The 25,277-nt window shown below is 67.1% G+C and carries 20 protein-coding genes; 17 read left to right on the forward strand and 3 right to left on the reverse strand.

All coding sequences use genetic code 11. The features are described from left to right. The first annotated feature begins 3 nt into the window (after nucleotides 1-3). The 11 genes from FBX97_RS23680 to pncB all read left to right on the forward strand — a co-directional run bounded on the left by FBX97_RS23680 (nucleotide 4) and on the right by pncB (nucleotide 12,152). Nucleotides 4-1,170: a formate dehydrogenase subunit gamma gene (locus FBX97_RS23680; RefSeq protein ID WP_255517613.1), complete on the forward strand. Its 1,167-nt coding sequence runs from the start codon at nucleotides 4-6 to the stop codon at nucleotides 1,168-1,170. 10 nt (nucleotides 1,171-1,180) lie between these two features. Beyond that, nucleotides 1,181-1,621: a hypothetical protein gene (locus FBX97_RS23685; RefSeq protein ID WP_141837336.1), complete on the forward strand. Its 441-nt coding sequence runs from the start codon at nucleotides 1,181-1,183 to the stop codon at nucleotides 1,619-1,621. A gap of 10 nt (nucleotides 1,622-1,631) precedes the next feature. Then, on the forward strand, nucleotides 1,632-2,147 hold the full coding sequence (locus tag FBX97_RS23690; protein WP_141837338.1) for a hypothetical protein: 516 nt from the start codon (nucleotides 1,632-1,634) through the stop codon (nucleotides 2,145-2,147). Next, a complete protein-coding gene (locus FBX97_RS23695) occupies nucleotides 2,144-2,584 on the forward strand; it encodes a DUF3305 domain-containing protein (RefSeq protein WP_185748721.1) in 441 nt (146 codons plus the stop codon). Before FBX97_RS23690 ends, FBX97_RS23695 begins: the two co-directional genes overlap by 4 nt. Continuing rightward, nucleotides 2,581-3,240 (forward strand): DUF3306 domain-containing protein, encoded by a 660-nt coding sequence (locus tag FBX97_RS23700; RefSeq protein ID WP_255517614.1) that lies wholly within the window; start codon nucleotides 2,581-2,583, stop codon nucleotides 3,238-3,240. The genes FBX97_RS23695 and FBX97_RS23700 overlap by 4 nt, the downstream gene beginning before the upstream one ends. A gap of 32 nt (nucleotides 3,241-3,272) precedes the next feature. Then, nucleotides 3,273-4,955 carry a 4Fe-4S binding protein gene (locus FBX97_RS23705; RefSeq protein WP_141837340.1) on the forward strand — a complete coding sequence of 561 codons (1,683 nt, stop codon included), beginning with the start codon at nucleotides 3,273-3,275 and terminating at the stop codon, nucleotides 4,953-4,955. Between the two features lie 95 nt (nucleotides 4,956-5,050). After that, nucleotides 5,051-6,730 (forward strand): AMP-binding protein, encoded by a 1,680-nt coding sequence (locus tag FBX97_RS23710; protein WP_141837341.1) that lies wholly within the window; start codon nucleotides 5,051-5,053, stop codon nucleotides 6,728-6,730. A gap of 45 nt (nucleotides 6,731-6,775) precedes the next feature. Then, entirely contained in the window at nucleotides 6,776-8,131 is a 1,356-nt protein-coding gene (locus FBX97_RS23715) for a GIY-YIG nuclease family protein (protein ID WP_141837343.1), read from the forward strand. 192 nt (nucleotides 8,132-8,323) lie between these two features. Beyond that, the gene (locus FBX97_RS23720) at nucleotides 8,324-10,294 is read left to right on the forward strand and encodes a prolyl oligopeptidase family serine peptidase (protein WP_141837345.1); all 1,971 of its coding nucleotides are present in this window, start codon (nucleotides 8,324-8,326) and stop codon (nucleotides 10,292-10,294) included. 138 nt (nucleotides 10,295-10,432) lie between these two features. Beyond that, nucleotides 10,433-10,936, forward strand: coding sequence for an SET domain-containing protein (locus tag FBX97_RS23725; RefSeq protein ID WP_141837348.1), 504 nt, complete (start codon nucleotides 10,433-10,435; stop codon nucleotides 10,934-10,936). A gap of 28 nt (nucleotides 10,937-10,964) precedes the next feature. Then, nucleotides 10,965-12,152: a nicotinate phosphoribosyltransferase gene (pncB, locus tag FBX97_RS23730; protein WP_141837350.1), complete on the forward strand. Its 1,188-nt coding sequence runs from the start codon at nucleotides 10,965-10,967 to the stop codon at nucleotides 12,150-12,152. Here pncB and FBX97_RS23735 read toward each other — a convergent pair. Beyond that, complete coding sequence (locus FBX97_RS23735) at nucleotides 12,149-12,910, reverse strand: sulfite exporter TauE/SafE family protein (RefSeq protein ID WP_141837352.1); 762 nt, start codon at nucleotides 12,908-12,910, stop codon at nucleotides 12,149-12,151. The two genes, pncB and FBX97_RS23735, sit on opposite strands and share 4 nt — an antisense overlap. Before the next feature lie 129 nt (nucleotides 12,911-13,039). Here FBX97_RS23735 and FBX97_RS23740 point away from each other — a divergent pair, with 129 nt between their 5' ends. The 5 genes from FBX97_RS23740 (at nucleotide 13,040) to FBX97_RS23760 (ending at nucleotide 17,645) form a co-directional block, all read left to right on the forward strand. Next, entirely contained in the window at nucleotides 13,040-13,786 is a 747-nt protein-coding gene (locus FBX97_RS23740; protein ID WP_141837354.1) for an SDR family NAD(P)-dependent oxidoreductase, read from the forward strand. A gap of 79 nt (nucleotides 13,787-13,865) precedes the next feature. Continuing rightward, the gene (locus FBX97_RS23745; protein WP_141837355.1) at nucleotides 13,866-14,297 is read left to right on the forward strand and encodes a DUF4019 domain-containing protein; all 432 of its coding nucleotides are present in this window, start codon (nucleotides 13,866-13,868) and stop codon (nucleotides 14,295-14,297) included. A gap of 89 nt (nucleotides 14,298-14,386) precedes the next feature. Then, nucleotides 14,387-15,775 (forward strand): FAD-binding oxidoreductase, encoded by a 1,389-nt coding sequence (locus tag FBX97_RS23750; protein ID WP_141837357.1) that lies wholly within the window; start codon nucleotides 14,387-14,389, stop codon nucleotides 15,773-15,775. Nucleotides 15,776-15,833: 58 nt separating this feature from the next. Next, nucleotides 15,834-16,670, forward strand: coding sequence for an AraC family transcriptional regulator (locus FBX97_RS23755; RefSeq protein WP_141837359.1), 837 nt, complete (start codon nucleotides 15,834-15,836; stop codon nucleotides 16,668-16,670). Nucleotides 16,671-16,694: 24 nt separating this feature from the next. Continuing rightward, a complete protein-coding gene (locus FBX97_RS23760) occupies nucleotides 16,695-17,645 on the forward strand; it encodes a DMT family transporter (RefSeq protein ID WP_141837361.1) in 951 nt (316 codons plus the stop codon). Here FBX97_RS23760 and FBX97_RS23765 read toward each other — a convergent pair. Continuing rightward, nucleotides 17,642-18,763: a major royal jelly family protein gene (locus FBX97_RS23765; protein ID WP_255517615.1), complete on the reverse strand. Its 1,122-nt coding sequence runs from the start codon at nucleotides 18,761-18,763 to the stop codon at nucleotides 17,642-17,644. The genes FBX97_RS23760 and FBX97_RS23765 overlap by 4 nt on opposite strands. Nucleotides 18,764-19,111: 348 nt before the next feature. Here FBX97_RS23765 and FBX97_RS23770 point away from each other — a divergent pair, with 348 nt between their 5' ends. Beyond that, on the forward strand, nucleotides 19,112-22,366 hold the full coding sequence (locus tag FBX97_RS23770) for a PAS domain S-box protein (RefSeq protein ID WP_141837365.1): 3,255 nt from the start codon (nucleotides 19,112-19,114) through the stop codon (nucleotides 22,364-22,366). Nucleotides 22,367-22,370: 4 nt separating this feature from the next. Here FBX97_RS23770 and FBX97_RS23775 read toward each other — a convergent pair whose 3' ends face one another. Then, on the reverse strand, nucleotides 22,371-25,142 hold the full coding sequence (locus FBX97_RS23775) for a PAS domain S-box protein (RefSeq protein ID WP_141837367.1): 2,772 nt from the start codon (nucleotides 25,140-25,142) through the stop codon (nucleotides 22,371-22,373). Nucleotides 25,143-25,277: the final 135 nt, after the last annotated feature.

The following is a 25,277-nucleotide window of genomic DNA, read 5'->3' on the forward strand; positions in this document are numbered from 1 at the left end:
GACATGCGAATCGATTTGCGCGCCGCGCTTCCCTCCGCTGTGTCTCCCGGTGTGTCTCCTGTTTCCTGGCTGGTCCGGTTTGTCCTGTCGAGCATGATGCTGTTCGTGTTCGCGACGCATCTGGCGCATGCCGGGGTGCCGAACAACCGCGCCGAGCCGGCCTACGCCGAAGAACAGACCATGCTGCAGCTGCAGCAGGATTCGCGCGTGCCCGAACCCGGCCTGGCCGACAAGTCCTCGGGCCGCGTTCACGTCGACCGCCACTACCTCGGCCAGTACGGCAGCACCGAAGCCAACGTGATCGTCCAGCGCGGCGGCAACCAGTGGCGCGTGTGGCGCAACGGCCCGATCGCGACCATCATGGGCAGCCTGCTGGTGCTGGTGATCGCCGTCATCTTCGTGTTCTACCGCGTGGTCGGCCCGGCGCGCACCGATGCGCCCGACACCGGACGCCGCCTGCAGCGCTTCAACGGCTGGGAGCGCTGGGTGCACTGGGCCACCGCGATCAGCTTCGTGATCCTGGCTGTCACCGGTCTCCTGATCACCTTCGGCAAGAAGCTCTTGATCCCGCTGTTCGGCCACGACGTGTTCTCGTTTTTCGCTTACGTCTCGAAGTACCTGCACAACTTCCTCGGCCCGCTGTTCATCGTCTGCTCGGTGCTGATGTTCTTCACCTTCCTGCGCCGTAACTTCCCGCGCAAGATCGACTGGCTGTGGATCAAGCAGGGCGGAGGGCTGGTCCAGCACAAGCACGTGCCGGCCGGCTTCTTCAACGCCGGCGAAAAGAGCTGGTTCTGGTTCGGCGTGGTACTGCTGGGCCTGGTGATGTCGATCAGCGGCCTGATCCTCGACTTCATCGGTTTCGGCCAGACCCGCTACATGCTGCAGGTGGCCAACTACCTGCACATGATCGGCGCCACCTTCTACATCGCCGCCGGCATGGGCCATGCCTTCATCGGCACCTGGGGCACCCCGGGCGCCTACGAGGCGATGCGCCACGGCACCGTCGACGAGACCTGGGCCAAGGCCCACCACCGCCTGTGGTACGAGGAAGTCAAGGCGGGCGTGCCGCCAGGCACCTTCGACGACCAGGTGCCGACGGACCCGCCGCCACCGGACAACCCGCCGCCCCAGGGTGGCATGCGGCCGCGACCCGGCCCGGCCCACTGAGGACAGCGGCATGAAAGCATCGACTTATCTGATACCGGGCGTACTGCTGGCCCTGGCCCTGGCAGGCTGCAAGGAGCACGGCGACGACGCCCAGATCCATACCAAATTCCCCGGCATGGTGACAGCCGGCGGCGGCACCAGCGGCCAGGTGATGGCGGCGCATGGCGGTCCGAAGACCGACGCCACCTATGCCGGCGGCACGCCGGGCATCGCCGGCGGCGCCGGCGGCAACACCGGGGGCGCCGGTACCGGCGGCACCACCACCGAGACCGGCCAGGGCCCGAGTTCCGGTGTCAGCAACCCGGGTGCCGCGAGCGGCACCACCCAGCAGCAATCCGGCGACAACAAGCCGGCCCCGTCCGCACCCACGCCGGAATCGGGCAACGGCGCGCCGCAGCCGGCTGCCGCCCACCGCGACCCGGGCGCCAGCCAGGCTGCGCCGGGACGTTGAGGAGAACGCAATGACCACCAAGACCATGATGCTGGCCGCGGCCCTGCTGGCGGCGGCCTCGGCCTCCCTGCCGGCCTGGGCCGCACTGCCGGCCCCGACCCCGGCCCAGCAGCAGGCCGCGGACGCCAAGAAAGCCCAGGCCGCTGCGCAGGCGGCGAAAGACAAGGAAAGCCTGACCGCCTCGATGGATGCGCTCAGCAGCCGCTGGCGCGGCCGCGCTGCCCAGCAGGGCTGGAAAACGCATCCGCCGGTGGCGATTGCCGCTGCCGCGCCGGCCGCTGCAGCCCCAGGATCTGCGGCGCCGGCGGGCGCATCCGCCGGCGGCATCGTGACCGCGGCCGGCGCCGGCGGCCAGCAGGCCGGCCAATTGCCGGCTTCGCCCGCCAACCCGATCGTCAAGAGCGAAAAATGGGGCACCGCGCCGCCGAGCGAGGACCAGAAGGCAGGCCCGACCAAGGCCGTGCCGCATGGCACCGAGCCGACGGTCCAGAAAGGGTCGCCAGAGAACGTGAGCAAGAAAAAATGAAAATGGGAAGCATGCCGATCGCGGTGCTGATGCAGCGCCGCAGCGTCCAGCACCGCTGGGCCGATGAAGCCTGGGCCGCCGTCGGCATCGTGCCCGACCGCGGCAACCTGCCGCCGGTCCAGATGCTGAGCCAGTCGCCCGAGCGCGACTATTACCTGGTCTCCGGCCTGGAGCTGGAACTCTACCCGGACGAAAACGAAGGGTATTACGAGAACTGCATGGCGCCGGAATCGAAGGTGTTCGTGATGTGGCGCATGGAAGAGGGCAGGGCGATGCCGGTGCGCGCCTCGGTCAGCTACGTCGAGGGCACGCGCATGTTCGACTCGGGCGAGAACGCCGACGGCGTCGACATGCCGGCCGAGGTCTACAGCTGGGTGGCCGGCTACCTGCGCGAACACTACCAGCCCAAGCCGCGCCGCGGCCGGCAGCACGGATGACCATGGCCGAAGAAGGCTTCCTGCGGCGCTGGGCACGGCGCAAGACTGAAACCAGGGCGGGCATCGAGCCGGCACCCGAGCCGGCAGCGGAAACCGCCGTCGAACCCATCGTAGTCGAATCCCCTGCGCCACGCATGCCGGCGACCGAAGCGGCGCCGGTCGCGCACGCCGCGGCGCCGATCGTCCTGCCGACCATGGACGATGTGGCGCAACTGACCAGCGAATCCGACTTCTCGGCCTTCGTCGCCCGCGGCGTCGACCAGGCCGTGCGCCGCAGCGCGCTCAAGAAACTGTTCGCCGACCCTCACTTCAACGTGATGGACAAGCTCGACATGTACATGGACGACTACAACGTCGCCAGTCCGATGCCGGCCGACATGCTGGCTTCGCTGAAGCATTCGAAAAGCTTTTTCGACCAGGCGGCCGAGGATGCCCGCAAGCGTGCCGAGGCACAAGCCAGGGCCGAGGCGGGCGGGGTGCTGGCGGCTTCGCCGCCGGTCCCGGAACAGCCTGGTCCTGCCGAGGCAGCGCAGGTGCAGGTGCGGCAGGATGGCGCGCAAGCCATCGGGCCGCCCGACGTGCCCGAGATGGCCGTGCTGCAGGCAGAGACGCATATCGTGCCGGAAAGCGACACGATCATGCAAAAACAACCATAATCACAAGAACGACCACCTGAACCAGAGACAGAATGAATATCCGCTTTATCGAAGGACAGGGCGCCGACCCGGAGCAGGAGCGCCGCAACGCGCTGGCCAAGGTCGCCGCCATCGTTGCACTCGATGCGCAGGGCATGCCCGAGGCGATCGACAGCGTCGGCTACCGCTCGGCCGGCAAGACCCTGATCATCGGCGCCGCACGCGACGTGCTGCCCCAGGCCGACCGCCTGGCCGCGGCGCTGCCGGTGACCGTGCTGCTGACCGATGCCGCCGACGGCGCGCCAGCCGGAGAACGCCCCAGCCTGCGCATCTACCCGGTATTCCAGGTCCGCGGCCTGGTGCTGAGCGGCTGGCTGGGCGCCTTCCACGCCACCTGGCAGGCGCCGGGACAGCCACCCCAGCAGGAACGCTTCGACCTGGTGCTGGACCTCGGCGCCACGCCGCAGATCGCTGCGCACCAGAAGCCGCACGGCTACTACGCGCCCGGCCTGGACGAGGCCGCACGCGGCGCCGCGCTCGAGGCGCTGACGGACATGGTGGGCGACTTCGAAAAGCCGAAGTACTTCGCCTATAAAGAGCGCCTGTGCGCCCACAGCCGCAACGCACGTACCGGCTGCAATGCCTGCATCGACGTGTGCTCGGCCGGTGCGATCGAAGGCGCGGGCAACCTGGTCAAGGTCAATCCCTACCTGTGCGCCGGCTGCGGCGCCTGCTCGACCGTGTGCCCGACCGGCGCCATGACCTACGCCTACCCGGCGCCCCAGCACACCGGCAGCCGCCTGAAGGCGCTGCTGCAGGCCTATTACGAGGTCGAGGGCAGCGAACCGGTGGTGCTGCTCCACAGCGAATCCGGCGGCCACCTGCTGGCGAACCTGCCGGAGCCGGTGCCTGCGCGCGTGCTGCCGGTGGCGCTGCACCACACCGCATCGACCGGGATCGAGGTCTGGCTGACCGCGCTGGCTTACGGCGCCAGCGGCGTGACCGTGCTCATGACCGACGACGACGCGCCGCAGTACACGGCCGCACTCGACCAGCAGATGCAGTTCGCGCAGCAGGTGATGGATGGCCTGGGTTACGCCGGACCGCATTTGCAGCTGCTGCGGGTGAGCAGCCCTGCCGAGCTGGGGCTGGCCTTGCAGCACGCCCCGCGCGGCGAGGTGCCGGCGCAACGGGCCGGCTACAACATCGCCGCGGACAAGCGTAACACGCTGGATTACGCCCTCGACCACCTGTACCGCCACGCGCCGCAGCAGGTTCCCGCAATCCCGCTGGCCGCGGGCGCCCCTTTCGGCGCACTGGCGCTGAACCGCGACACCTGCAGCCTGTGCATGGCCTGCGTCGGCGCTTGCCCCGCCTCGGCCCTGCAGGACGGACAGAACGCGCCGCAGCTGCGTTTCATCGAAAAGAATTGCGTGCAGTGCGGCCTGTGCGCCGACACCTGCCCGGAAAACGCGATCGCGCTGGTGCCGCGCCTCTCCTTCTCCGAGTCGCGCAAGCAGGCAGTGCTGCTCAACGAAACCCAGCCCTTCCACTGCATCCGCTGCAGCAAGCCCTTCGGCACGCTGCGCATGATCGAGGGCATGCTGGCGCGCCTGGCCTCGCATCCGGCCTTTGCCGGCAACCTCGACCGCATGAAGATGTGCGGCGACTGCCGCGTGATCGACATGCTGCAGCCCCAGGACGAGATGAAGGTAACGGCGCTGCGGCGCGAATGAATGGCACCTGTGCGTCTGCCGCCGTGGCAGAATGGTGAGAACCAAACCGTAGAGCGGAAACATACCGCTCACGCCACCACGCACAGGAGACAACCATGGCCGCAGCAACCCCGGGCGCGCGCTTCTTGGCCGCGCGCGATTTCCTCCAGCAGCACCGCACCGACTACGACAGCGCCTACCGCGACTACCGCGCGCCCGAACTGACTGAGTTCAACTGGGCGCTCGACTACTTCGACATCCAGGCGCAGGACAACGCGACAGCGGCCCTGTGGGTGGTCGAGGAAGACGGCAGCGAACGCAAGATCAGCTACGCGGAGATGGCCGCCCGCTCGTCCCAGGTGGCCAACTGGCTGCGCGACTGCGGCGTCGGCCGCGGCGACCGCATTCTCCTCATGCTGCCGAACCGCGTCGAGCTGTGGGAAATCATGCTGGCCGGGATCAAGCTGGGCGCGGTGCTGGTGCCGACCACGATGCTGGTGTCCACGGCCGACCTCGAGGACCGCATGGCGCGCGGGCAGATCCGCCACGTGATCGCGCAAACCTCCGAGACGCACAAGTTCGCGTCGCTGGAGGGCGACTACACCCGGATCGCGGTCGGCGGCACTGCGGACGGCTGGCGCGATTTCGACGACAGCCGCGAGGCCGCGCAAGGCTACACGCCGGACGGCGTGACCAAAGCCAGCGATCCTTTGCTGCTGTACTTCACCTCCGGCACCACCGCCAAGCCGAAGCTGGTGCTGCACAGCCACCAGAGCTACCCGGTCGGCCACCTGTCGACCATGTACTGGATCGGCCTGCAGCGCGGCGACGTCCACTGGAACATCAGCTCGCCCGGCTGGGCCAAGCATGCCTGGAGCTGCTTCTTCGCGCCGTGGAACGCCGGCGCCACCGTCTTCGTCTACAACTACGAACGCTTCTCGGCGCGCGCCTGCCTCGACACCATCGTGCGCTGCGGCGTCACCTCGCTGTGTGCGCCGCCGACCGTGTGGCGCATGATGATCAAGGAAGACCTGCGCGCCTGGCAGCCGCCGCTGCGCGAACTGGTCGGGGCAGGGGAACCGCTGAACCCCGAAGTGATCGAGCAGGTCGAGCGTGCCTGGGGCATCCGCATCCGCGACGGCTACGGCCAGTCCGAGACTACCTGCCAGGTCGGCAATTCGCCGGGCCAGCTTGTCAAGCCGGGATCGATGGGGCGGCCGCTGCCGGGCTACCGCATCGAACTGCTGGACGCCGACGACCAGCCGGCCGCCGAGGGCGAGATCGCCATCGTGACCGACCCGAGACCGCTCGGCCTGATGCTGTGCTACGAGGGCGACGAGGCCAAGACCGCGGACGTGATGCGCGCCGGCCGCTACCACACCGGCGACAGCGCCACGGTCGACGCGGACGGCTACTATTTCTACGTCGGCCGCAACGACGACGTGTTCAAGTCTTCCGACTACCGCATCAGCCCCTTCGAACTCGAGAGCGTGCTGATCGAGCACCCGGACGTGCTGGAAGCGGCCATCGTGCCCAGCCCCGACCCGCTGCGCCTGTCGGTGCCCAAGGCCTTCATCGCGCTGCGTCCCGGCGTGGAACCGACGCGCGAACTGGCCGCCGCCATCTTTGCCTTTACGCGCGAGCGGCTGTCGCCGTATAAACGCATCCGGCGGCTGGAATTCGCCGAGCTGCCGAAGACGATTTCGGGCAAGATCCGGCGCGTGGAATTGCGCAAGGCCGAGGCGGCGGGTGGCAGGCGCGAGACCGAGTATCGTGAAGAAGACGTTGACGGCTGACGTCTTATTAGACAAACTAAATTAACGCATTGTCCTTTTCCAGTCATGGCCTATACCGTCTATAGCATCACCCACCGCATTGGTAACCAGAACGAAAAGCTATACGTCGGTGTCACTCGGCGAACATTGACAGACCGGCTTAACGCACATTTCAACGAAAGCACACGCAAAAAAACGCAGGGGTTATCGCCATTTTCCCTTGGTTTCGCAATACGTCAACACTTAAGTGACGACCCGAAAGGGGAGCGGTTGATGACAGATTTCGAGATCCAAGAACTCGAAACATATTCATCAGTGCAAAACATGCTACAAGGTGAAGCGCATTGGATAGAAAAATTAGGGACAATGGCCCCGTCCGGCTATAACTTGATGCGTGGAGGTTCAAGCGCTGGCGGGCCTTCCAATGCAAAACCATGTGAAATTTTTCTCGGCGATACGACAAGAGAATTTACGAGTATTACGAGTGCGATCGAAGCAGTCGCACTATTTCATAATATTACTGAAGAAACAGAATTTAGGAGATATTACGGAAGAGTGCGTGCCCGCATGAATTACAAAGGAAGCCAACCTTGGACTCTCGCCGAGGCCTTGGAGCTGGAACCTCGGGAAGATTTTCGAAAAACTGTGCTGAGCAAGAAAGCCAAGGCATCCGGCGAGAACCTGGGGACGGCACGATCACGCGAGTACAGGCAAAAGCGCACACAAGAACTTGCTAGTGTAGAGAAGGTCCGCATTATCCCGCATCCGGAGGATTCTGGTAAAACAGTATCGATTGGCGAAGCGGCGAAATTGTTTGGCATAGCTGACTCAACTCTTCGCTGGCGGCTAGACCAGATTCGTCCAAACATCAGTCAGATGCAGCCACAAGAGATTATTGCACATCTTAAAACTGCTCAGGAACGTGAAAAGCCTGTCCGGGTATTTTTGCCTGGAGAGAAAGAACCGGTTGAACTTGGCTACAATGCGCTCGCCCGGAAGTACCAGAGAAAAGGTCACTCCGTCTCCGCAATAAAAGCTCGATTAAGGAAGATGAGTTCGTCACCGACCAACGACGAATTGCTGGTGGCAATTGGACTCACGGAGCCTCCACCGCGGACGCGCGTCGTGCATGTCAAGGCGATATCTCGAAAGAAACACTGTGATGACTGGACTGTTTCTTTTGATATGTCGGCTCACCAATTCCCCAATCAAGCGGCCTTTGTCCGTGCTTGTGCAGAGGTGCTCATGAACATGCCCGGAGATCGGCGGAAATTAGGAAAGTCGCCCACGGATATGGTGAAAGTGATTGGGTATATCAGAGGTGTTGCATGCCGCATGACTAAGGGCGGGACGACCCCGAACGAGTTGGCAGACTTTTTCGGAATACGCGAAGAGCTATCCAGGTACGGCAGAAAAAAATAAGGTGCTCGGTTCGTAAGCGTAACGAACGGTATGTGGCGATGTTGAATACACCGAGATTCTCGCCAATTATTGCAGTAGCTTAAATATTTACCTTGCGCTACCATAATTGGCCTTCTGTCCACAGGACTGTCCATTATGTGCAAAGCATCCCTGTTTCGTGGCGTTTCGGCTTGCCGCCAGATCTTGCCATTGATGCTGACCTTGATTGTCTTCGCCCAGGCAACCCAGGCCGCCGACGCCCCGATTCCGCTGACGGCCTTCTTCGGCAATCCCGGCGTGAGCGGCGCCAAGCTGTCGCCGGACGGCAAGCGCCTGGCCATGCTGGTGAATAACGAGAGCGGGCACGACCAGCTCGGCGTGATCGACCTGGCCGACAATGCGATCAAGGTGGTGGCCACCTTCCGGGATGCCGACGTCGGCTATTTCGAGTGGGTCAACAACGGCCGCCTAGTCTACGATTCGCGCGACAAGACCACCGCGCCGGGCAAGGAGCGCTACGCGCCGGGGCTGTTCGCGGTGAATGCGGATGGCAGCGTGCGGCGCCAGCTGGTCGAGACCTTCGATCCCTGGGTCAAGGACGCGACCGTCCTCGAACGCGAAAAAATGCCCTGGAATACCTATCTGCTGCGTCAACCCGGCGCCCAGGATTCCGACTGGGTGTATGTGATGACGGTCAACTTCTCGCGCGACGAGGGCATCGACGAGGTCCGGCTGGTCCGGCTGAATACCCTGAACGGTGCCAACGAGACGGTGAAGGCGCCGCGCTGGACGCGCCAATGGTGGCTCGACGCCAAGGGCCGGCCGGCGCTGGTGACCACGGTCGAGGACAACCGCGAAGTGCTGCATTACCTCGACCCCAAGACTGGCCAGTGGCGCAAGCTGGCGGACAGCGACGCCTTCCTGCGCAGCGAGGATGCACTCACGCCGGTCGGCTTCGCGCCCGACGGCACGCTGTACGTGAGCAGCTACGGCAAGCGCGACAAGAGCGCGCTGTTCGCCTACGACCTCGGGGCCGGCAAGGTGGCCGCGACGCCGTTGGTCGACCTGGAACAATACGACTTCAGCGGCGAGCTGGTGCTTGATGCCACCCGCCTGCTCGGCGTGCGCTACACCATCGACACCGAGGCCGTGGCCTGGTTCGATCCGGCCATGAAAAAGGCGCAGGAAGCCGTCGACAAGCTGCTGCCCGGGCGCGTGAACGCCCTCAGCGTTGCGGTACGCTCGATCACGCCGTTCTTGCTGGTCGAATCCTGGTCCGACCGCCAGCCGCCGGTCTTCATGCTGTACAACCGCGATACCGGCAAACTCACGAAGGTCGGCGAGAGCCGTCCGGCGATCGCGGCGGCGCGGATGGGGCCGCAGGCGCTGGTCCAGGCCACCGCGCGCGACGGCCGCACCATTCCGACCTGGGTCACGCTGCCGGCCAGGACTAGCGGCAAGAAGCTGCCGATGGTGGTGCTGGTGCACGGCGGTCCCTACGTGCGCGGCAACGATTGGCGCTGGAACGCCGACAGCCAGTTCCTGGCCTCGCGCGGCTACGTCGTGCTGGAGCCGGAATACCGCGGCAGCACCGGTTACGGCGCCGCCCACTTCCACGGCGGCTGGAAGCAGTGGGGGCTGGCGATGCAGGACGATATCGCCGACGCCACGCGCTGGGCGATCGCCGAGGGCATCGCCGATCCGCAGCGCATCTGCATCGCCGGCGCCAGCTATGGCGGCTATGCGACGCTGATGGGGCTGATCCGCGATCCGCAGCTGTACCGCTGCGGCATTGACTGGGCCGGGGTCACCGATATCGAGTTGATGTACACCGGGCACTGGAGCCGCGCCGACGACCTGTCCGGTGCCTACAAGCGCTACGGCATGCCGAAGCTGATCGGCGACCCGGTGCAGGATGCGGCCCAGTTCGCGGCCACCTCGCCGCTGAAGCAGGCGGCGCGCATCACCCAGCCGCTGCTGCTGGCCTACGGCGGCGCCGACCAGCGGGTGCCGCTCTATCACGGCCGCAAGTTCTACGACGCGGTCCGGCAGACCAACAAGAACGTCGAATGGGTCGTGTACCAGGAGGAAGGGCACGGCTGGACCCTGGTCGAGACGCGCCTGGATTTCTGGGGCCGGGTCGAGAAGTTCCTGCAGAAGCATATCGGGCAGGGCGGCCAGTGAGCCTGCGCAGCCGGCGAGTTGACGATCACGTTCAAATCGCTTGTGCAAGGTTCGGTGTGGCACCGGTGCTGCAATTTGGGCAATAATAGGGACAGTGTTCATTCTCAACGACCCTCGACCTTGCCCATCCGCCCGCCCATGAGCCCATCCGCAAAAACGGCAGCACCGCAACTGTATGAAGTCAGGAAGTCCCCGGTCCACGGCAACGGCGTGTTCGCCCTGCACGACATCCGGGCCGGGGAGCGCATCATCGAATACCGCGGCGAACGCATCACCTGGGACCAGGCCACCCAGCGCGCCGAGGAACGCGGCGGTCCGGTCAACCACACCTTTTATTTCAGCCTGGCCGACGGCCGCGTGATCGATGGCGGCAAGCGCGGCAACGATGCGCGCTGGATCAACCACGCCTGCGAACCGAACTGCCAGGCCTTCGAGGACGACGGCAAGGTGTATATCCACGCGATGCGCGATATCGCGGCCGGCGAGGAGCTGAACTACAATTACGCCCTGATCTACGACGAACGCCACACGCCGGCCCTGAAGCGCCTGTTCGAATGCCGTTGCGGCACGCCCGCCTGCAGCGGCACGATGCTCGCGCCGAAGCGCCGGGCCAGGAAGAAGGCCGACGTCGCCAGCGTTTGATACCAGCACACGAACAAGAAAGTCCGCCATGACCCCCGTCGTCCGCAGCCTGCTCGAAACCGACCTTTACAAATTCACGATGTGGCAGGCCTTCCTGCACATGCACCCGAACGCGGTCGGGGATTATGAATTCAAGTGCCGCAATACGCCGGCCTATCCGCTGGCCGAACTGAAGGAGGAAGTCGAGCGCGAACTGGACCACCTGTGCACGCTGATGTTCAGCGAAGACGAGATCGACTACTTGCGCTCGCTGCGCTTCATCAAGAGCGATTTCGCCGACTTCCTGACCCTGTTCCGCTTCCAGCGCAAGTTCATCCACGTCGAAGCCGAAGGCGAACACCTGCGCATCCGCGCCAGCGGTCCGATCGTGCACGTGATGGGCTTCGAGATCTTCGTCCTCTACATCGTCAACGAACTGTATTTCCGCCGCTTCGACCAGGAAGCGGCCATGCTCGAAGCGCGCAAGCGCCTGGCGCAGAAGATCGACGAATGGCGTGCCTTCGACCAGGAACCGAAACGCCTGAATCCCTTCGAATTCTTCGACTTCGGCGTGCGCCGCCGCTTCTCGGGCGTGTGGCACGAGGAAGTCGTCGCTACCCTGGCGCGCGAGCTGCCGCAATTCTTCCGCGGCACCTCGAACGTCTACCTGGCCAAGAAGCTGAAACTGGTCCCGATCGGCACCATGGCCCACGAATACATGCAGGCCTTCCAGTCCTTCGACGTGCGCCTGCGCGACTTCCAGAAGAAGGCGCTGGAAGACTGGGTCATGGAATACCGCGGCGACCTCGGCACCGCCCTGACCGACGTGGTCGGCATGGACGCCTTCCTGCGCGACTTCGACCTGTATTTCGCCAAGCTGTTCGACGGCCTGCGCCACGATTCCGGCGACCCGGTCGAGTGGGGCGAAAAGGCGATCGCCCACTACGCCAAGCTGCGCATCGACGCCCGCACCAAGCGCCTGGTGTTTTCCGATGCGCTGACGGTGCCCAAGGCGCTCAACCTGTACCGCCACTTCGCCGACCGCGTGCAGACCGGCTTCGGTATCGGTACCAAGCTGACCAACGACACCCAGTTCGATCCGATCAACATCGTGATGAAGCTGGTGCGCTGCAACGGGCAGGCGGTAGCCAAGCTGTCGGATTCGCCGGGCAAGGGGTTCAGTACCGACGAGACGTTCATCGCTTATTTGCGGCAGGTGTTCGATCAGCGGATTTAACTCACCAGCATCATCACCGCCGTCCCCAGCAACACCACACTGAAGCACATGCGCAGGCGCGCCGCCGAAAACCGGTGCGCCAGCGCCACGCCCCACGACACGCTCAGCACCCCGCCCACCGCCATCGGCAGGCCGACCTGCCAGTCGACGTGGCCGCCCTGTGCATACGCGACCAGCGCAATCAGGGCACCCGGCGCCGCCAGCGCCAGTCCCATGCCCTGGGCGCGCGTCTGCTTTTCGCCGAACAGGCTGACCAGCGCCGGCACCACGATCAGGCCGCCGCCGACGGTGAAGATGCCCGACATCGCACCGCTGAACACGCCCAGCACCGGCAGTGCCGCACGCGGCATCGGCTTCGCCGGGGCGTCCACAGTCCCGGTCGTGCCCTTCGGCCGGCGCCCGAAATACAGCGCCAGCAGGATCAGGAACACGGCAAAGGCGATGCGCAGTTGGCCGGCGTCGATGCCGGTGGCGAGGCGTGCGGCCAGGTAGGTCGTCACCATCGAGAACACGGCAATCGATGCCACCGAGCGCAGGTCGATGCGGTTGCGCTGGTGGTAGCGCCAGAAGCCGAGCAGCACGTTGGGCGCGATCATGACCAGCGCCGTGCCCTGGGCCAGGTGCTGGTCCATGCCGTACAGGTAGCCGAGCACCGGAATCGCGATCAGGCCGCCGCCGATGCCGAGCAGGCCGCCGGCCACGCCGAGGGCGGCGCCCAGGCCGAAGTTGATGAAAGCGGTGACGAGAGGAAGGGCCATCGGAGGCATTGCCGGAACAGGATGAAGCCGGCATTGTCGCAGACCGGCGCACTGCAATACCAGAGCGGACGCGGTCTTCGGCCGCTTTCGTCTATGCTGGCAGTTCCGCACAACCCGACAGGAACCACTATGCCCCAGGATCAACCGCAACATGTCGCGATCGTGACCGGCGCCGCCGGCGGCATCGGCCTGGCCGTCGTGCGCCGCCTGCTGCGCGACGGCGGCGCCGTGATGCTGGTCGGCCGCCACCTCGACAAGCTGGACGAGGCCGCCGCCAGGCTGGCGCAGGATGCCGACCCGGCCCGCATCGCCACCATTGCCTGCGACGTGTCGCACGAAGACCAGGTCATGGCCGCGGTGGACGCCACCATCGCCCGCTTCGGCCACTGGAACCAGGTCGTCAACAATGCCGGCCTGATGACCTTCAAGAAGCTCGAGGAACAGGTCGCCGACGACTGGCACAGCGTCCTCGGCGTCGACCTGCTGGGCGCGTTCTTCTTCATCAAGCAGGCCTTCCTCAAGATGGAGGGGGGCGGGGCGGTCGTCAACGTGTCGAGCGTGCATGCGGTCGAGACCGAGCCCCTGGTCGCACCCTATGCCGCAGCCAAGGCCGCGCTGCTGTCGCTGACCCGTTCGGCGGCGCTGGAAGGCAAGCCGAAGGGCATCCGCGTGAATGCGGTGCTGCCGGGGGCGGTCGATACGCCGATGTTGTGGGACAACCCGAACGTCCGCAACGGCACCGAGGTCATCGACAAGGCCGACGTCGGTACGCCGGACGACATCGCCGCCGCCATCGCCTTCCTGCTCGGCGACGATGCGCGCTTCGTCTGCGGCGACGCGATGCGGGTGGACGGCGGACGCCTGGCGCGGCTCTGACACATGGCCCGACGACGGCACTGACAGCCGTTGAGCGCGGTGCTATCCTGACGAGGTCCTCTTCTCTTGAAAGGCCGCCATGAACAAACCGATCGCCGTCCTGCTCGCCGGCGCCGTGCTGCTGGCCCCTGCCGTCCATGCCCAGGACGCCCAGGATCCCGGCGCCGCCGTGGCCGCCGCCACCGACAGCGCCACCCGCTGGCTCGCGATTGCCGACGCCGGCAAAGGCAGCGAGAGCTGGGATGCGATGGCGCCCGCGGCCCAGTCGATGGTCACGGAGCCGGCCTGGACAGGCGAGCTGGCCTCGACACGCGCGCCGCTCGGCGCGGTCAAGTCGCGCAAGCTGCAATCGGCGTCGTTCACGCACGCGCTGCCGGGCGCGCCGGCCGGCGACTACGTCGTGATCCAGTACGCCACCGACTTCGCCAACAAGCCGCAGTCGGTCGAGACCGTGGTGCCGATGCGCCTGCCGGACGGCAGCTGGAAGGTGTCCGGCTACTTCGTGCGCTGACCCGCCGCGCCAGGCCGACCACGCTTGCACATCCGCCCGCGAGACCTATGCTGGGAGAACGGCATGGGCAGATTTTCGCGGAGGCTGCGATGACGGACATGAAAAGCGACGTGGTCGAGCACTTCAGGGCCACACTCAGGGGACCGCTGCTGCAACCGGGCGACCCGGACTACGATGGCGCACGCAGCATCTGGAACGCGATGATCGAGCGGCGCCCGGCCTTCATCGCGCGCTGCAGCGGCACCGCCGACGTGCTGGCGGCGGTCGCCTTCGCGCGCAACCACGGCCTGCCGCTGGCGGTGCGCGGCGGCGGCCACAACATTGCCGGCAATGCCTTGTGCGACGACGGCCTGGTCATCGACCTGTCCGCCATGCGTACAGTGCGGGTCGACCCCGACGCGCGCATCGCCCGCGCCGGCGGCGGCGCCACGCTGCGCGACCTCGACCACGAAACCCAGGCATACGGGCTGGCGACGCCGACCGGCATCAATTCCACCACCGGCCTGGCCGGCCTGACCCTGGGCGGCGGCTTCGGCTGGCTCAGCCGCACGCTCGGGCTGACGGTCGATAACCTGACAGGTGCCGAGATCGTCACCGCCGACGGCCGCCGCCGCCACATCGGGCCGGACCGGGAACCGGACCTGTTCTGGGCGATCCGCGGCGGTGGCGGCAATTTCGGCGTGGTCACCGAGTTCGAGTTCGCGCTGCACCCGGTCGGCCCGGAAGTCACCGCCGGCCTGGTCGTGTTCCCGTTCGCCGAGGCGCGCGAGGTGCTGCGCCGCTACCGCGACCTGGTGCACGGCCTGCCCGACGAGGTCTCGATCTGGGCGGTGCTGCGGCGCGCGCCGCCGCTGCCTTTCCTGCCACCCGAAGTGCACGGCGAACCGATCGTGGCCTTGGCCGTGTTTTCGCCGCTGGCGCCGGATGCCGCGCTGCCGCGGATCACGCCGCTGCGCGGCTTCGGCCAGGTGCTGGGCGAACACGTCGGCGCCGTTCCCTACACGGCCTGGCAGCAGGCCTTCGATCCGCTGCTGGCGCCGGGTGCGCGCAACTACTGGAAATCGCACAATTTCACGGCCCTGAGCGACGCCGCCATCGACGCAGTACTGCGCTACGCCGCCACGTTGCCGACGCCGCACTGCGAAATCTTCCTCGGCCTGATCGGCGGCCGCGCCAACGTGCCCCTGCCTGCCGACACCGCCTACCCGCACCGCGACGTGCTGTACGCGATGAACGTGCACGGGCGCTGGCTGGCGCCGGAAGAAGATGCCCCGGTGGTGAACTGGGCGCGCGAATTCTTCGGGGCGGTGGCGCCGTTCGCGGCGGGCAGCGTGTACATCAATTTCCTGACGCAGGATGAGGGGGCACGCATCCGCGAGGCGTATGGCGGCAATTACGATCGGCTGGTGCAGGTCAAGCGGCAGTACGATCCGGATAATCTGTTCCGCTTCAACCATAATATCCGGCCGGACGGCTGAAGCGCCGCGCTAGAGCAGGGTGCTACACTGTCGTGGCCCCTTGTCCGCTACCTCTCGCATGCCTTCGATACCCACCGCCGACCTCCACCTGCGCAGCTACGGCCGGGTCCGCGAATCGGACCGCCACGACTTCGCCCAGCTGGTGCTGCCGCTGAGCGGCACGCTGCTGCTCGAGATCGAGGGCAGCCAGGGCCGGCTCGATCCGGTGCATGCCGCCTTCGTGGCGCCGGGCGCCTGGCATTCGCAGGTTAGCAGCGCGCCGAACCAGTCCATCATCCTCGACCTCGACCTGGCGAGCGTGACGCCCGAGGCGGCCGGGCGCCTGATCGAGCAGCCCTTTCCGCAACTGGGTGCGGCGGCGCGCAAGCTGGTCGAGTTCATGGGCATCATGGCCTTGCAGCAGCCGGCCGGGCAGGGGCCGGCACCGGCGCTGCTGCAGGGCTGGGTGCCGCTGCTGCTCGATACGCTTGCGCTGGACACGCCGCGCCCGCTATCCCGCCTGAACGCGCTGATGGCCCGGATCGAGGCCGATCCGGGCCGGCCCTGGACCACCGACGCGATGGCGGCCAACGCCGGACTCAGCGTCAGCCGCCTGCATGCGCTGTTCCGCGACGAGTTCAATACCAGTCCGCATGCCTGGCTGCTGGCGCAGCGCCTTGCGCGCGCCCGCACCTTGCTGGCGCAGTCCGACCTGCCGATCGCCGAGCTGGCGCTGCGGGCCGGCTTTTCCGAGCAGAGCGCACTGACCCGCGCGATGCGCCAGGCCAGCGGCGAAACGCCGGCCGCTTACCGCCGCCAGGTGCGCGCGCGAGGTGGCGAGCAGGCTGGCGAACAGGAGAACCGGTCCAGACAGGAGGAGAGCAGGTCAAGAAGCCGCCGCAGCCGGGATGCATAATGCCGGCCTCGGAGGTGTTTTTACATGCAATCACGGAATCTGTTATTCGGCCTTGGTGCCGGCATCCTGGCCGGCGCCATGTGGGGACTGGTGTTCCTGACGCCGGAACTGACGCGCGGCTTCCTGCCGATCCAGTTGTCGGCCGGCCGCTACCTGGCCTATGGCGTGCTCGCCGCGGCGATGGTGGCGCCGGCCTGGCGCCGGCTGGCCGCCACCCTCGGCTGGAAGGAGTGGCGCGCGCTGATCTGGCTCAGCTTCACCGGCAACATCCTGTATTACGTGTGCCTGGCGAACGGCGTGCGCGGCGGCGGCGTCGCCATGACCTCGCTGGTGATCGGGCTGCTGCCGGTGACGATCACGCTGGTCGGCAGCCGCGCGCACCATGCAGTGGCGCTGCGGCGCCTGCTGCCGTCGCTGGTCCTGAGTGCAGGGGGCCTGGTCTGCATCAGCTGGGAAGCGCTGGCGCGGTCGGCGCCGGGTTCGCTGTTCGGCCTGCTGAGCGCGGCCGGCGCGCTGCTGTCGTGGACCGTGTATGCGATCGGTAACAGCCGCTGGCTGGCCCGGCTCGACCACGTGTCGGCCCACGAGTGGAGCCTGCTGACCGGCGTCGTCACCGGCCTGCAGGCGCTGGTGCTGGCGGTACCGGCGTTCTGGCTGGCGCCGGGCAACCATGCGCCGGCCGAGTGGCTGCGCTTCGGCGCCATCATGGCGGCGGTTGCGCTGCTGTGTTCGGTGGTCGGCAACGCGCTGTGGAACCGCGCCAGCCGCCTGCTGCCGCTCACCATGGTCGGGCAGATGATCGTGTTCGAGACCCTGTTCGCGCTGCTGTACGGCTTTGTATGGGAACAGCGCTGGCCGACCGTGCTCGAAAGCCTGGCCATGGTGCTGCTGGTGGCCGGCGTGCTGACCTGCGCGACGGCGCATCGCCAGCCGGCCACGGCACAAGCCGAAGCCGAGACCGAAGCCGCTGCCTAATGCGCCGATCCGGCCGCCGGCGGTCTCAGTTTCCACAACTGCGTCGGCAGGGCCAGCGGCGCGTCGCGCCGGAAGAAGGCCGAGTCCTGGATGCGCGAGGTGGTAACGTAGAGCGCGCCGTCCGGTCCCTGGCTGAAGGTGTCCGGCCAGCGCAGGCGCGGATCCTGGGCCACCACGCGCAGGCCGCCATTCGGGCCCTGGCTCAGGTCGCGGGCCTTGACGGCATTGTCTTCGATCGCGGTAATGAAGAGCGTGTTGGTCCCGCGGCCGATCCAGAAGCCGTCGGTGGGACCGACCCGGCCGTAGGGCTGCACCGCATCCGCCACGTCCTGGCCGGCCAGGCCGCGCGTCACCAGTACGCCGGTGGCGATCCGGTACAGCCTGGTGCCGGTGAGCGGTTTCCAGTACAGGTAGCCGTCTTCCGACAGGGCGATGCTGTCGGCCGCGAACAGCACCGGGCGCCCGTCCGGGTAGCGCAGCGGGCGGCCGTCGGTACGGACCACCACGCCCGGTTCCGGCTGGGTCGACGGGTGGCCGTCCAGCACGCGCCGCGCCGTCCCGCTGGCGAGTTCGACCACCACCAGCGCGCCGCGCTGCCCGGAATCGGTGAGGTAGGCGTAGCGGCCGTCGGCCGAGAAGCGCACGTCGTTGAGGTAGGAGCCGGGAATCGCGACGTCCTCGCCGAAGCGGATCACCTGCGCCACGCGGTCGCTGGCGAGGTCGATCCGCACCAGCTTCGGCCCGCCGCGCACGATGCCGTCGAGGCCGGGGGCGGCCGGGTCGACCACCCACAGGCTGCCGCGGCCGTCGGCGACCACGCTCTGCACGCAGACCCAGTGGCTGGCCGGGTCGAGTTCGTCGCGCCGCACGTTGCGCCAGGCGTTCCAGCCGGCGTCGGGGTAGGGCCGCAGCGAACCGTCGCGCAGGACTTCCGCCACCGACAGCGGGGCGTCCTCGGTCCAGCGCGGGAAATTCACGAAAATCCGGCCGCGCTCGCTGACCGAGACGCCGGTGACCTGGTGCGCAAAATGCGCTACCGCCTGCAGGCCGTTGCCGGCCGGGTAAGACCACTGCGCTTGCGCAAACGCGATGCTGCTGCCGCCAGCATGTGCGAGCACGAGCGCAAGTAGCGCCAATAGGTTTCTGAAAACCGGCCTCATCTGTGCCTCCGTCCTGGAAACAGCCTGTTGGAGCGTCGATTCTGGCACGCGGCCGGTCGCAGGCGCGTAGGCGCCCGCTGATTCGTTTCGAGGAATAGGCCAGGGCAAGGTAAAGATGGCTTACCCGGTCACATCAGCCATGAATTCATGGCCGATCCTCAGCCGCGTAAATACGCGGCTGAGGATCAAGTACAATGGCGCCGCCGGTCACAACGGCTGAGCACGCCAGGTACTGCGTCTGCTGCGCCGTGGTGCATACTCAACAAGTAGAATAGCTTTTTTCGCTTGCAGTCCATATCACATCCCATGCCACATTCACTGACCTTCCTCGACGGCGGCGGCCAGACCGCAGAACTGATCCGCACCTTTCCCTGGGCCGACACCGGCCTGGGGCCGATCGAGGCGTGGCCGGGTGCCGTGAAAACCATGGTTGCGATGATCCTGCATTCGCCGGTCCCGATCGCCACGCTGTGGCAGGACGAAGGCTACATGATCTACAACGATGCTTACTCGGTGGTCGCCGGCGGCCGCCATCCCCAGCTGCTGGGTTCGCGCGTGCGCGAAGGCTGGGAAGAGATCGCGGACTTCAACGACAATGTGATGAAGGTAGTCATGGGCGGCGGTATCCTCAGCTATACCGACCAGGAACTGACCCTCCATCGCAACGGCAAGCCGGAGCCGGCGTGGATGAACCTCGACTATTCGCCGGTGCGCGACGAGGCCGGCCGCATCCTCGGCGTGGTCGCCCTCGTGGTCGAGACCACCGCCAAGGTGCGCGCCGAGCGCCACATCCAGGGCGAGCGCGCGCGCCTGGGCGCAATGTTCGAACAGGCGCCCGGCTTCATGGCGCTGCTGAATGGTCCCGAGCACCGCTTCGACCTGGTCAATACCGCCTACCGGCAGATGATCGGCGATCGCGCCTGGGCCGGCCGCACCGCGCGCGAGGTGCTGCCCGAGCTGGCCAACCAGGGCTATTTCGAAATGCTCGACCAGGTCTTCCAGACCGGCAACGTGGTGACCGGGCAGGCGACGCCGTTCCAGCTCGAAGCGGATGCCGGCACGCCGGGCGAGGTGCGTTACCTCGACTTCGTCTACCAGCCGCTGAAGGACGAGCAAGGCAAGGTATTCGGCATCTTCGTCGAAGGCACCGACGTCAGCGAACGGGTGCGCGCCGAGTCGGCGCTGCGCGAAAGCGAAGCCAAGTTCCGCGCCTTCGCACAGGCGATGCCGCACCAGGTGTGGACCGCGCCGGCCGATGGCCAGCTCGACTGGTTCAACGAGCGCGTCTACGAATACTCGGGCGCGCGCGCCGGTGCGCTCGACGGCGACGGCTGGGGCACCATCATCCATCCCGACGACGTCGCCACGGCGACCCGGCGCTGGCGCGAATCGCTGGCCAGCGGCGAGGGCTACGAAGTCGAATTCCGCATTCGCCGCCACGACGGCGCCTGGCGCTGGCACCTGGTGCGCGCCGTGCCGATGCGCGACCCGGAAGGCAAGGTCGTCCGCTGGATCGGCAGCAATACCGACATCGAGGAACAGACGTCGACCGCGCAGGCGCTGGTGTGCCTGAACGCCACGCTGGAAGAGCAGGTCTCGACCCGCACCGCGGAGCGCGACCGCATCTGGCGCCTGTCCAAGGACATCATGCTGGTGGCCGACTTCAACGGCATATTGAGCGCGGTGAACCCGGCCTTCACCTCGACCCTGGGCTGGCGCGAACAGGACGTGACCGGCACCTCGCTGCTCGACCTGGTGCATCCGGACGACGTCCAGTCGACCGTCCAGCAGGTCGGCTCGCTGAGCGGCGGCAGCCACGTCTACCGGTTCGAGAACCGCTACCGGCGCAAGGACGGCAGCTACTGCACGCTGTCGTGGACCGCGGTGCCGGACGCGCACTACATCCACGCCATCGGACGCGACATCACCGCCGACCTGCAGCAGGCCGAGGCCATGCGCAAGACCGAGGCCGCCCTGCAGCAGTCGCAAAAAATGGAAACGATCGGCAAGCTGACCGGCGGCGTCGCGCACGATTTCAACAACCTGCTGCAGGTCATTTCCGGCAACCTGCAGCTGCTGGCCCCACAGGTCAACAACGTGCCGGTGGCGCGCCGCCGCGTCGAGAACGCGCTGGCCAGCGTGCAGCGCGGCGCCAAGCTGGCCAGCTCGCTGCTGGCCTTCGCGCGCAAGCAGCCGCTGGAGCCGAAGGTGGTCAAGGTCAGCCGCCTGATCACCGGCATGGAAGACATGCTGCGCCGCAGCCTGGGCGAGGAAATCGAGATCGAGACCGTGATGTCGGGTGGCCTGTGGAGCGCGTCGATCGACGTCACGCAGGTCGAGAACGCGATCCTGAACCTGGCCATCAACGCACGCGATGCCATGGAACACTGCGCGGACGGCACCCGCCGCCTGACCATCGAAGTCAACAATGCGCTGCTGGACAGCGCCTACTGCGCCACGCATCCGGACGTGGTGCCGGGCCAGTACGTGATGATCGCGGTCAGCGACACCGGCAGCGGCATGTCGCCGGAGGTGTTGCAGCAGGCCTTCGAACCCTTCTTCTCGACCAAGGCCGAGGGCAAGGGCACCGGCCTGGGCCTGTCGATGGTGTATGGCCTGGTCAAGCAGTCCGGCGGCCACGTCAAGATCTACAGCGAACCGGGCGAGGGCACGACCATCAAGCTCTACCTGCCGCGCTCGCGCGAGGCGGAAGACGCCTACGTGGCGCTGGACGTGCAGCCGGTGGTCGGCGGCAGCGAGACCGTGCTGGTGGCCGAGGACGACGATGCGGTGCGCGCTACCGTGGTCGAGATGCTGACCGAGCTGGGCTACCGCGTGCTCAAGGCCGGCGACGCCAGCGCCGCGCTGACCGTGATCGACAGCGGCGTGCCGATCGACCTGCTGTTCACCGACGTCGTGATGCCGGGGCCGTTGCGTAGCCCGGAACTTGCGCGCAAGGCCAGGGAGCGCCTGCCGGAGCTGGCGGTGCTGTTCACTTCCGGCTATACCGAGAATGCGATCGTGCACGGCGGCCGCCTCGACCGCGGCGTGGAACTGATCGGCAAGCCGTACACGAAGGAGAGCCTGGCGCGCAAGATTCGCCACGTGCTGGCCAACCAGAAGCAAAAGACGGCCGGCAAGCTGCCGGAGGCGGCGGCGGTCGAGGTCCCGCCGCCCGCCGCAGCGCCGCCGGCGGCGGGCGCCGGGCTGCACATCCTGCTGGTCGAGGACGACGGCGACATCCGCGAGAACACGCGCGACATGGTCGAATTCCTCGGCCATCGCGTGATCGCCGTCGCCAGCGCGGAAGAAGCGATGGACAAGCTGTCGCTCGACATCGACCTGCTGCTGACCGACATGCAGCTGCCCGGCGTCCAGGGCGACGACCTGGCCCAGCTGGCCCGGGCCCGGTTCCCCCATATCAAGGTGCTGCTGGCGAGCGGCTATGGCGGGGTGGCGGTGCCGGGCGCCGACATTCTACCCAAGCCCTACGCCCTGGAAAGCCTGCGGGCGGCGCTGGATGCGCTCGGCGCGCCGGCCGCGGCCTCCGCCATGTCCTGAGCGGTCAGTCCGGCGCCAGGGTATCGAGCAGCGCCAGCAGGCGCGGCAGGTCCACCGGCTTGACCAGGTGCAGCGCAAAGCCGGCACGGCGCGAGGCTTCCAGGTCCTGGCGCTGGCCGTAGCCGCTGAGGGCGATCATGGTGGCCCGCGCCGCCAGCGGCAGCGCCTGCAGGCGGCGCACCAGCTGGTGGCCGTCCATGTCGGGCAGGCCGATGTCGAGCAGGCAGACGTCGACCGCCTCGTCCTGCACCCGGCGCAGGGCCGCCTGCGAGCTTTCCTCGACCATCACCGTATGCCCGCTCGACGCCAGTACGATGCCGAGCGATTCGCCGGCATCGCGGTTGTCGTCGACGACCAGGATGCGCAGCGGCACGCGTGCCGGCGGCACCGGGGTGCCGGCCGCCGCGGTGGGCGCCGCCCCCGGGCGGTCCGTCAACAGCGGCAGCACGACGTCGAAGCGGCTGCCGCGTCCCGGTCCCGCACTGCTGGCCTCGACCCGTCCGCCATGCAGGCCGACCATGCTGCGCACCAGCGCCAGCCCGAGGCCGAGCCCGCCCTGGGCGCGGTCGGGCGTGCGCTTGGCCTGGGTGAACAGCTCGAACACCTCGGGCAGCAGGGCGGCGTCGATGCCGATGCCGTTGTCGATCACGCTCAGCTTGATCCCGGTGCCGTCCACGTCTGCGTAGACCTTGATCTCGCCGCCGTCCGGCGTGTACTTGGCCGCGTTGTTGAGCAGGTTGACGATCACCTGCACCAGCCGCTTGCGGTCGCCGAGCACGCTGACGTGGGCGTCGCCCAGGCGCGTGGACAGCGTATGGCCCTTGCGTTCGATCAGCGGGCGCGCCTGTTCGATCGCGCTCTGCAGTGCGGCCGCCAGGTCGACCGGCTCGCGTTCCAGTTCCACCAGCCCGCGCGTGACGCGCGAGACGTCGAGCAGGTCGTCCACCAGTTCCACCATGTGCCTGACCTGGCGCGCGATGACGTCGCTGGCGTTGGCGATGCGCTTGGGGTCGGCGCCGGGCAGCTTGAGGATCTGGGCGGCGGTGCTGATCGGCGCCAGTGGATTGCGCAGCTCGTGGGCCAGCATTGCCAGGAATTCGTCCTTGCGCGCATTGGCCGCCTTCAGTTCCTCGGCCGCCAGCTTCTGGTCGTGGATGTCGGTCACGGTGCCCATCCAGCGTACGATCTTGCCGTCTTCGTCGTGCACGGGCAAGCCGCGGTTCAGCACCCAGCGGTATTCGCCGTCGTGGCGGCGGATGCGGTGCTCGGCATCGAACAGCGCGCCGCTCTCGACACTGCGCATCCAGTTGGCATGCAGCGCCTGCAGGTCGTCGGGATGGATTACGTCCAGCCACTGCATCCCGGACAGGTCCTCGCTGGACAAGCCGGTGAACTCGCACCAGCGGACGTTCGAATAATCGTTCCGGCCATCCGGCAGGGTCGACCAGACCATCTGCGGCATGGCATCGGTGATGGTGCGGAACCGCTGTTCACTTTCACGCAGGGCACGCTGGGTGCCGATCTGCTCGCTCATGTCCATGCTGACCGAGACCGCGCCGGCGACCGCGCCGCCCTCGTCGCGGATCGGCTCGGCGCAGATCAGCAGGGTGCGGCGCTCGCCGGGCCGTCCGAAGGGCTCGATCTCGACGATGTCAGCGTCGACCCGTTCACCGCGCAGCGCCCGCGCCGTCGCCCAGTCGTCGGCGCCCAGCGGCTCGCCCTGGCGCTCGGCACCGTCCGCCCACCAGCCGCGCCATTCGCCATATTCGTGCCGGCTGCGCGACATCGGATGCTCGCCCCACAGCACCTGGTTCATGCGGTTGGTGGCGGACAGGCCGCCCTCGGCGTCGACGTAGGCGATGCCGACCGGGACCGAGCTGAGCAGGGCGTCCAGCCGGCGCCGCTCGGCTTCGGCCAGGGCCGCGGCGCTGCGTGCCTGCTGTTCGCTGGCCTGCAGCGCGCGCTCGGCGTTGATGCGCTCGGTGATGTCGGTGAACAGCAGGGCGACGCGGCGCTGTTCCGGCGTTTCGATGCGGCCCGCATACACGTTGAACCAGCGTCCCATCACCGGCGACTCCTCGACGAAGCGGCGCGCCACGCCGGTGCGCGCGATCTCGTCGTAGATGTCGATCCAGCGCTGTTCGATGTCCGGCACCAGCTGGCGCGCGGTCTTGCCGACGCTGTCGACCAGGCCGGTCTGGGCCACGAAAGCCTTGTTGGCCTCGACGAACAGGTAGTCGACCGCCTTGCCGTCGGCATCGCGGAGGATGTCGATCAGGCAGAAGCCGTCGTCCATGGTCTCGATCAGGGCATGGTTGGTCTGCTTCAGGCGCTCGCGCAGCAGGTGGTCCTCGGTGACGTCGTTGCAGATCACCAGCACGCCGCGGATGCCGGACTCGTCCTCGATCGGGCTGTAGCCGTAGGTCCACCACACGTCCTGGCGCTCGCCGTGGCGGGTGAGGGGCACCAGCCGGTCTTCGTACCAGGTCGGCTCGCCGCCCGCCATCACGCGCTCGATGTCCGGACCGATCAGGTCCCAGGCTTCTTCCCAGCACACCCTGCCGGGCTGGCCGAGGGCGGCCGGATGGCGTTCCGGTCCCATGGTCCGGCGGTAGCCGTCGTTGTAGAACTGGATCAGGTCCTCGCCCCACCAGATGAACATCGGGTGGTTGCTCGACAGGATCAGCCGGATCACGGTCTTCAGCGTGGACGGCCAGGTGTCGGGCGCGCCCAGCGCCGTGCCGTGCCAGTCGTGGGCGCGGATCAGGGCGCCCATTTCGCCTCCGCCGGCGAGGAAATTGAAACTCGAGTTCAAGCTGGTCCGATCGGTTGTACAGCGGCGTGGTGCGCGCCGTTTATCCCTGTAAAAGAGGCAGACTGTAACATTATTTCACCTTGAAGGTCGGGGCGG

Source organism: Herbaspirillum sp. SJZ107 (assembly GCF_006715485.1).
Taxonomy (GTDB): Bacteria; Pseudomonadota; Gammaproteobacteria; order Burkholderiales; family Burkholderiaceae_D; genus Telluria.

Coding starts and splice junctions, on each gene's coding strand:
- FBX97_RS23745 (WP_141837355.1), top strand. CDS start 13,866: ATGAACAAACCGATCGCCGTCCTGCTCGCCGGCGCCGTGCTGCTGGCC.
- FBX97_RS23740 (WP_141837354.1), top strand. CDS start 13,040: ATGCCCCAGGATCAACCGCAACATGTCGCGATCGTGACCGGCGCCGCC.
- FBX97_RS23755 (WP_141837359.1), top strand. CDS start 15,834: ATGCCTTCGATACCCACCGCCGACCTCCACCTGCGCAGCTACGGCCGG.
- FBX97_RS23710 (WP_141837341.1), top strand. CDS start 5,051: ATGGCCGCAGCAACCCCGGGCGCGCGCTTCTTGGCCGCGCGCGATTTC.
- FBX97_RS23735 (WP_141837352.1), bottom strand. CDS start 12,910: ATGGCCCTTCCTCTCGTCACCGCTTTCATCAACTTCGGCCTGGGCGCC.
- FBX97_RS23690 (WP_141837338.1), top strand. CDS start 1,632: ATGACCACCAAGACCATGATGCTGGCCGCGGCCCTGCTGGCGGCGGCC.
- FBX97_RS23770 (WP_141837365.1), top strand. CDS start 19,112: ATGCCACATTCACTGACCTTCCTCGACGGCGGCGGCCAGACCGCAGAA.
- FBX97_RS23705 (WP_141837340.1), top strand. CDS start 3,273: ATGAATATCCGCTTTATCGAAGGACAGGGCGCCGACCCGGAGCAGGAG.
- FBX97_RS23680 (WP_255517613.1), top strand. CDS start 4: ATGCGAATCGATTTGCGCGCCGCGCTTCCCTCCGCTGTGTCTCCCGGT.
- pncB (WP_141837350.1), top strand. CDS start 10,965: ATGACCCCCGTCGTCCGCAGCCTGCTCGAAACCGACCTTTACAAATTC.
- FBX97_RS23760 (WP_141837361.1), top strand. CDS start 16,695: ATGCAATCACGGAATCTGTTATTCGGCCTTGGTGCCGGCATCCTGGCC.
- FBX97_RS23685 (WP_141837336.1), top strand. CDS start 1,181: ATGAAAGCATCGACTTATCTGATACCGGGCGTACTGCTGGCCCTGGCC.
- FBX97_RS23750 (WP_141837357.1), top strand. CDS start 14,387: ATGACGGACATGAAAAGCGACGTGGTCGAGCACTTCAGGGCCACACTC.
- FBX97_RS23715 (WP_141837343.1), top strand. CDS start 6,776: ATGGCCTATACCGTCTATAGCATCACCCACCGCATTGGTAACCAGAAC.
- FBX97_RS23775 (WP_141837367.1), bottom strand. CDS start 25,142: ATGGGCGCCCTGATCCGCGCCCACGACTGGCACGGCACGGCGCTGGGC.
- FBX97_RS23700 (WP_255517614.1), top strand. CDS start 2,581: ATGACCATGGCCGAAGAAGGCTTCCTGCGGCGCTGGGCACGGCGCAAG.
- FBX97_RS23725 (WP_141837348.1), top strand. CDS start 10,433: ATGAGCCCATCCGCAAAAACGGCAGCACCGCAACTGTATGAAGTCAGG.
- FBX97_RS23695 (WP_185748721.1), top strand. CDS start 2,144: ATGAAAATGGGAAGCATGCCGATCGCGGTGCTGATGCAGCGCCGCAGC.
- FBX97_RS23720 (WP_141837345.1), top strand. CDS start 8,324: ATGCTGACCTTGATTGTCTTCGCCCAGGCAACCCAGGCCGCCGACGCC.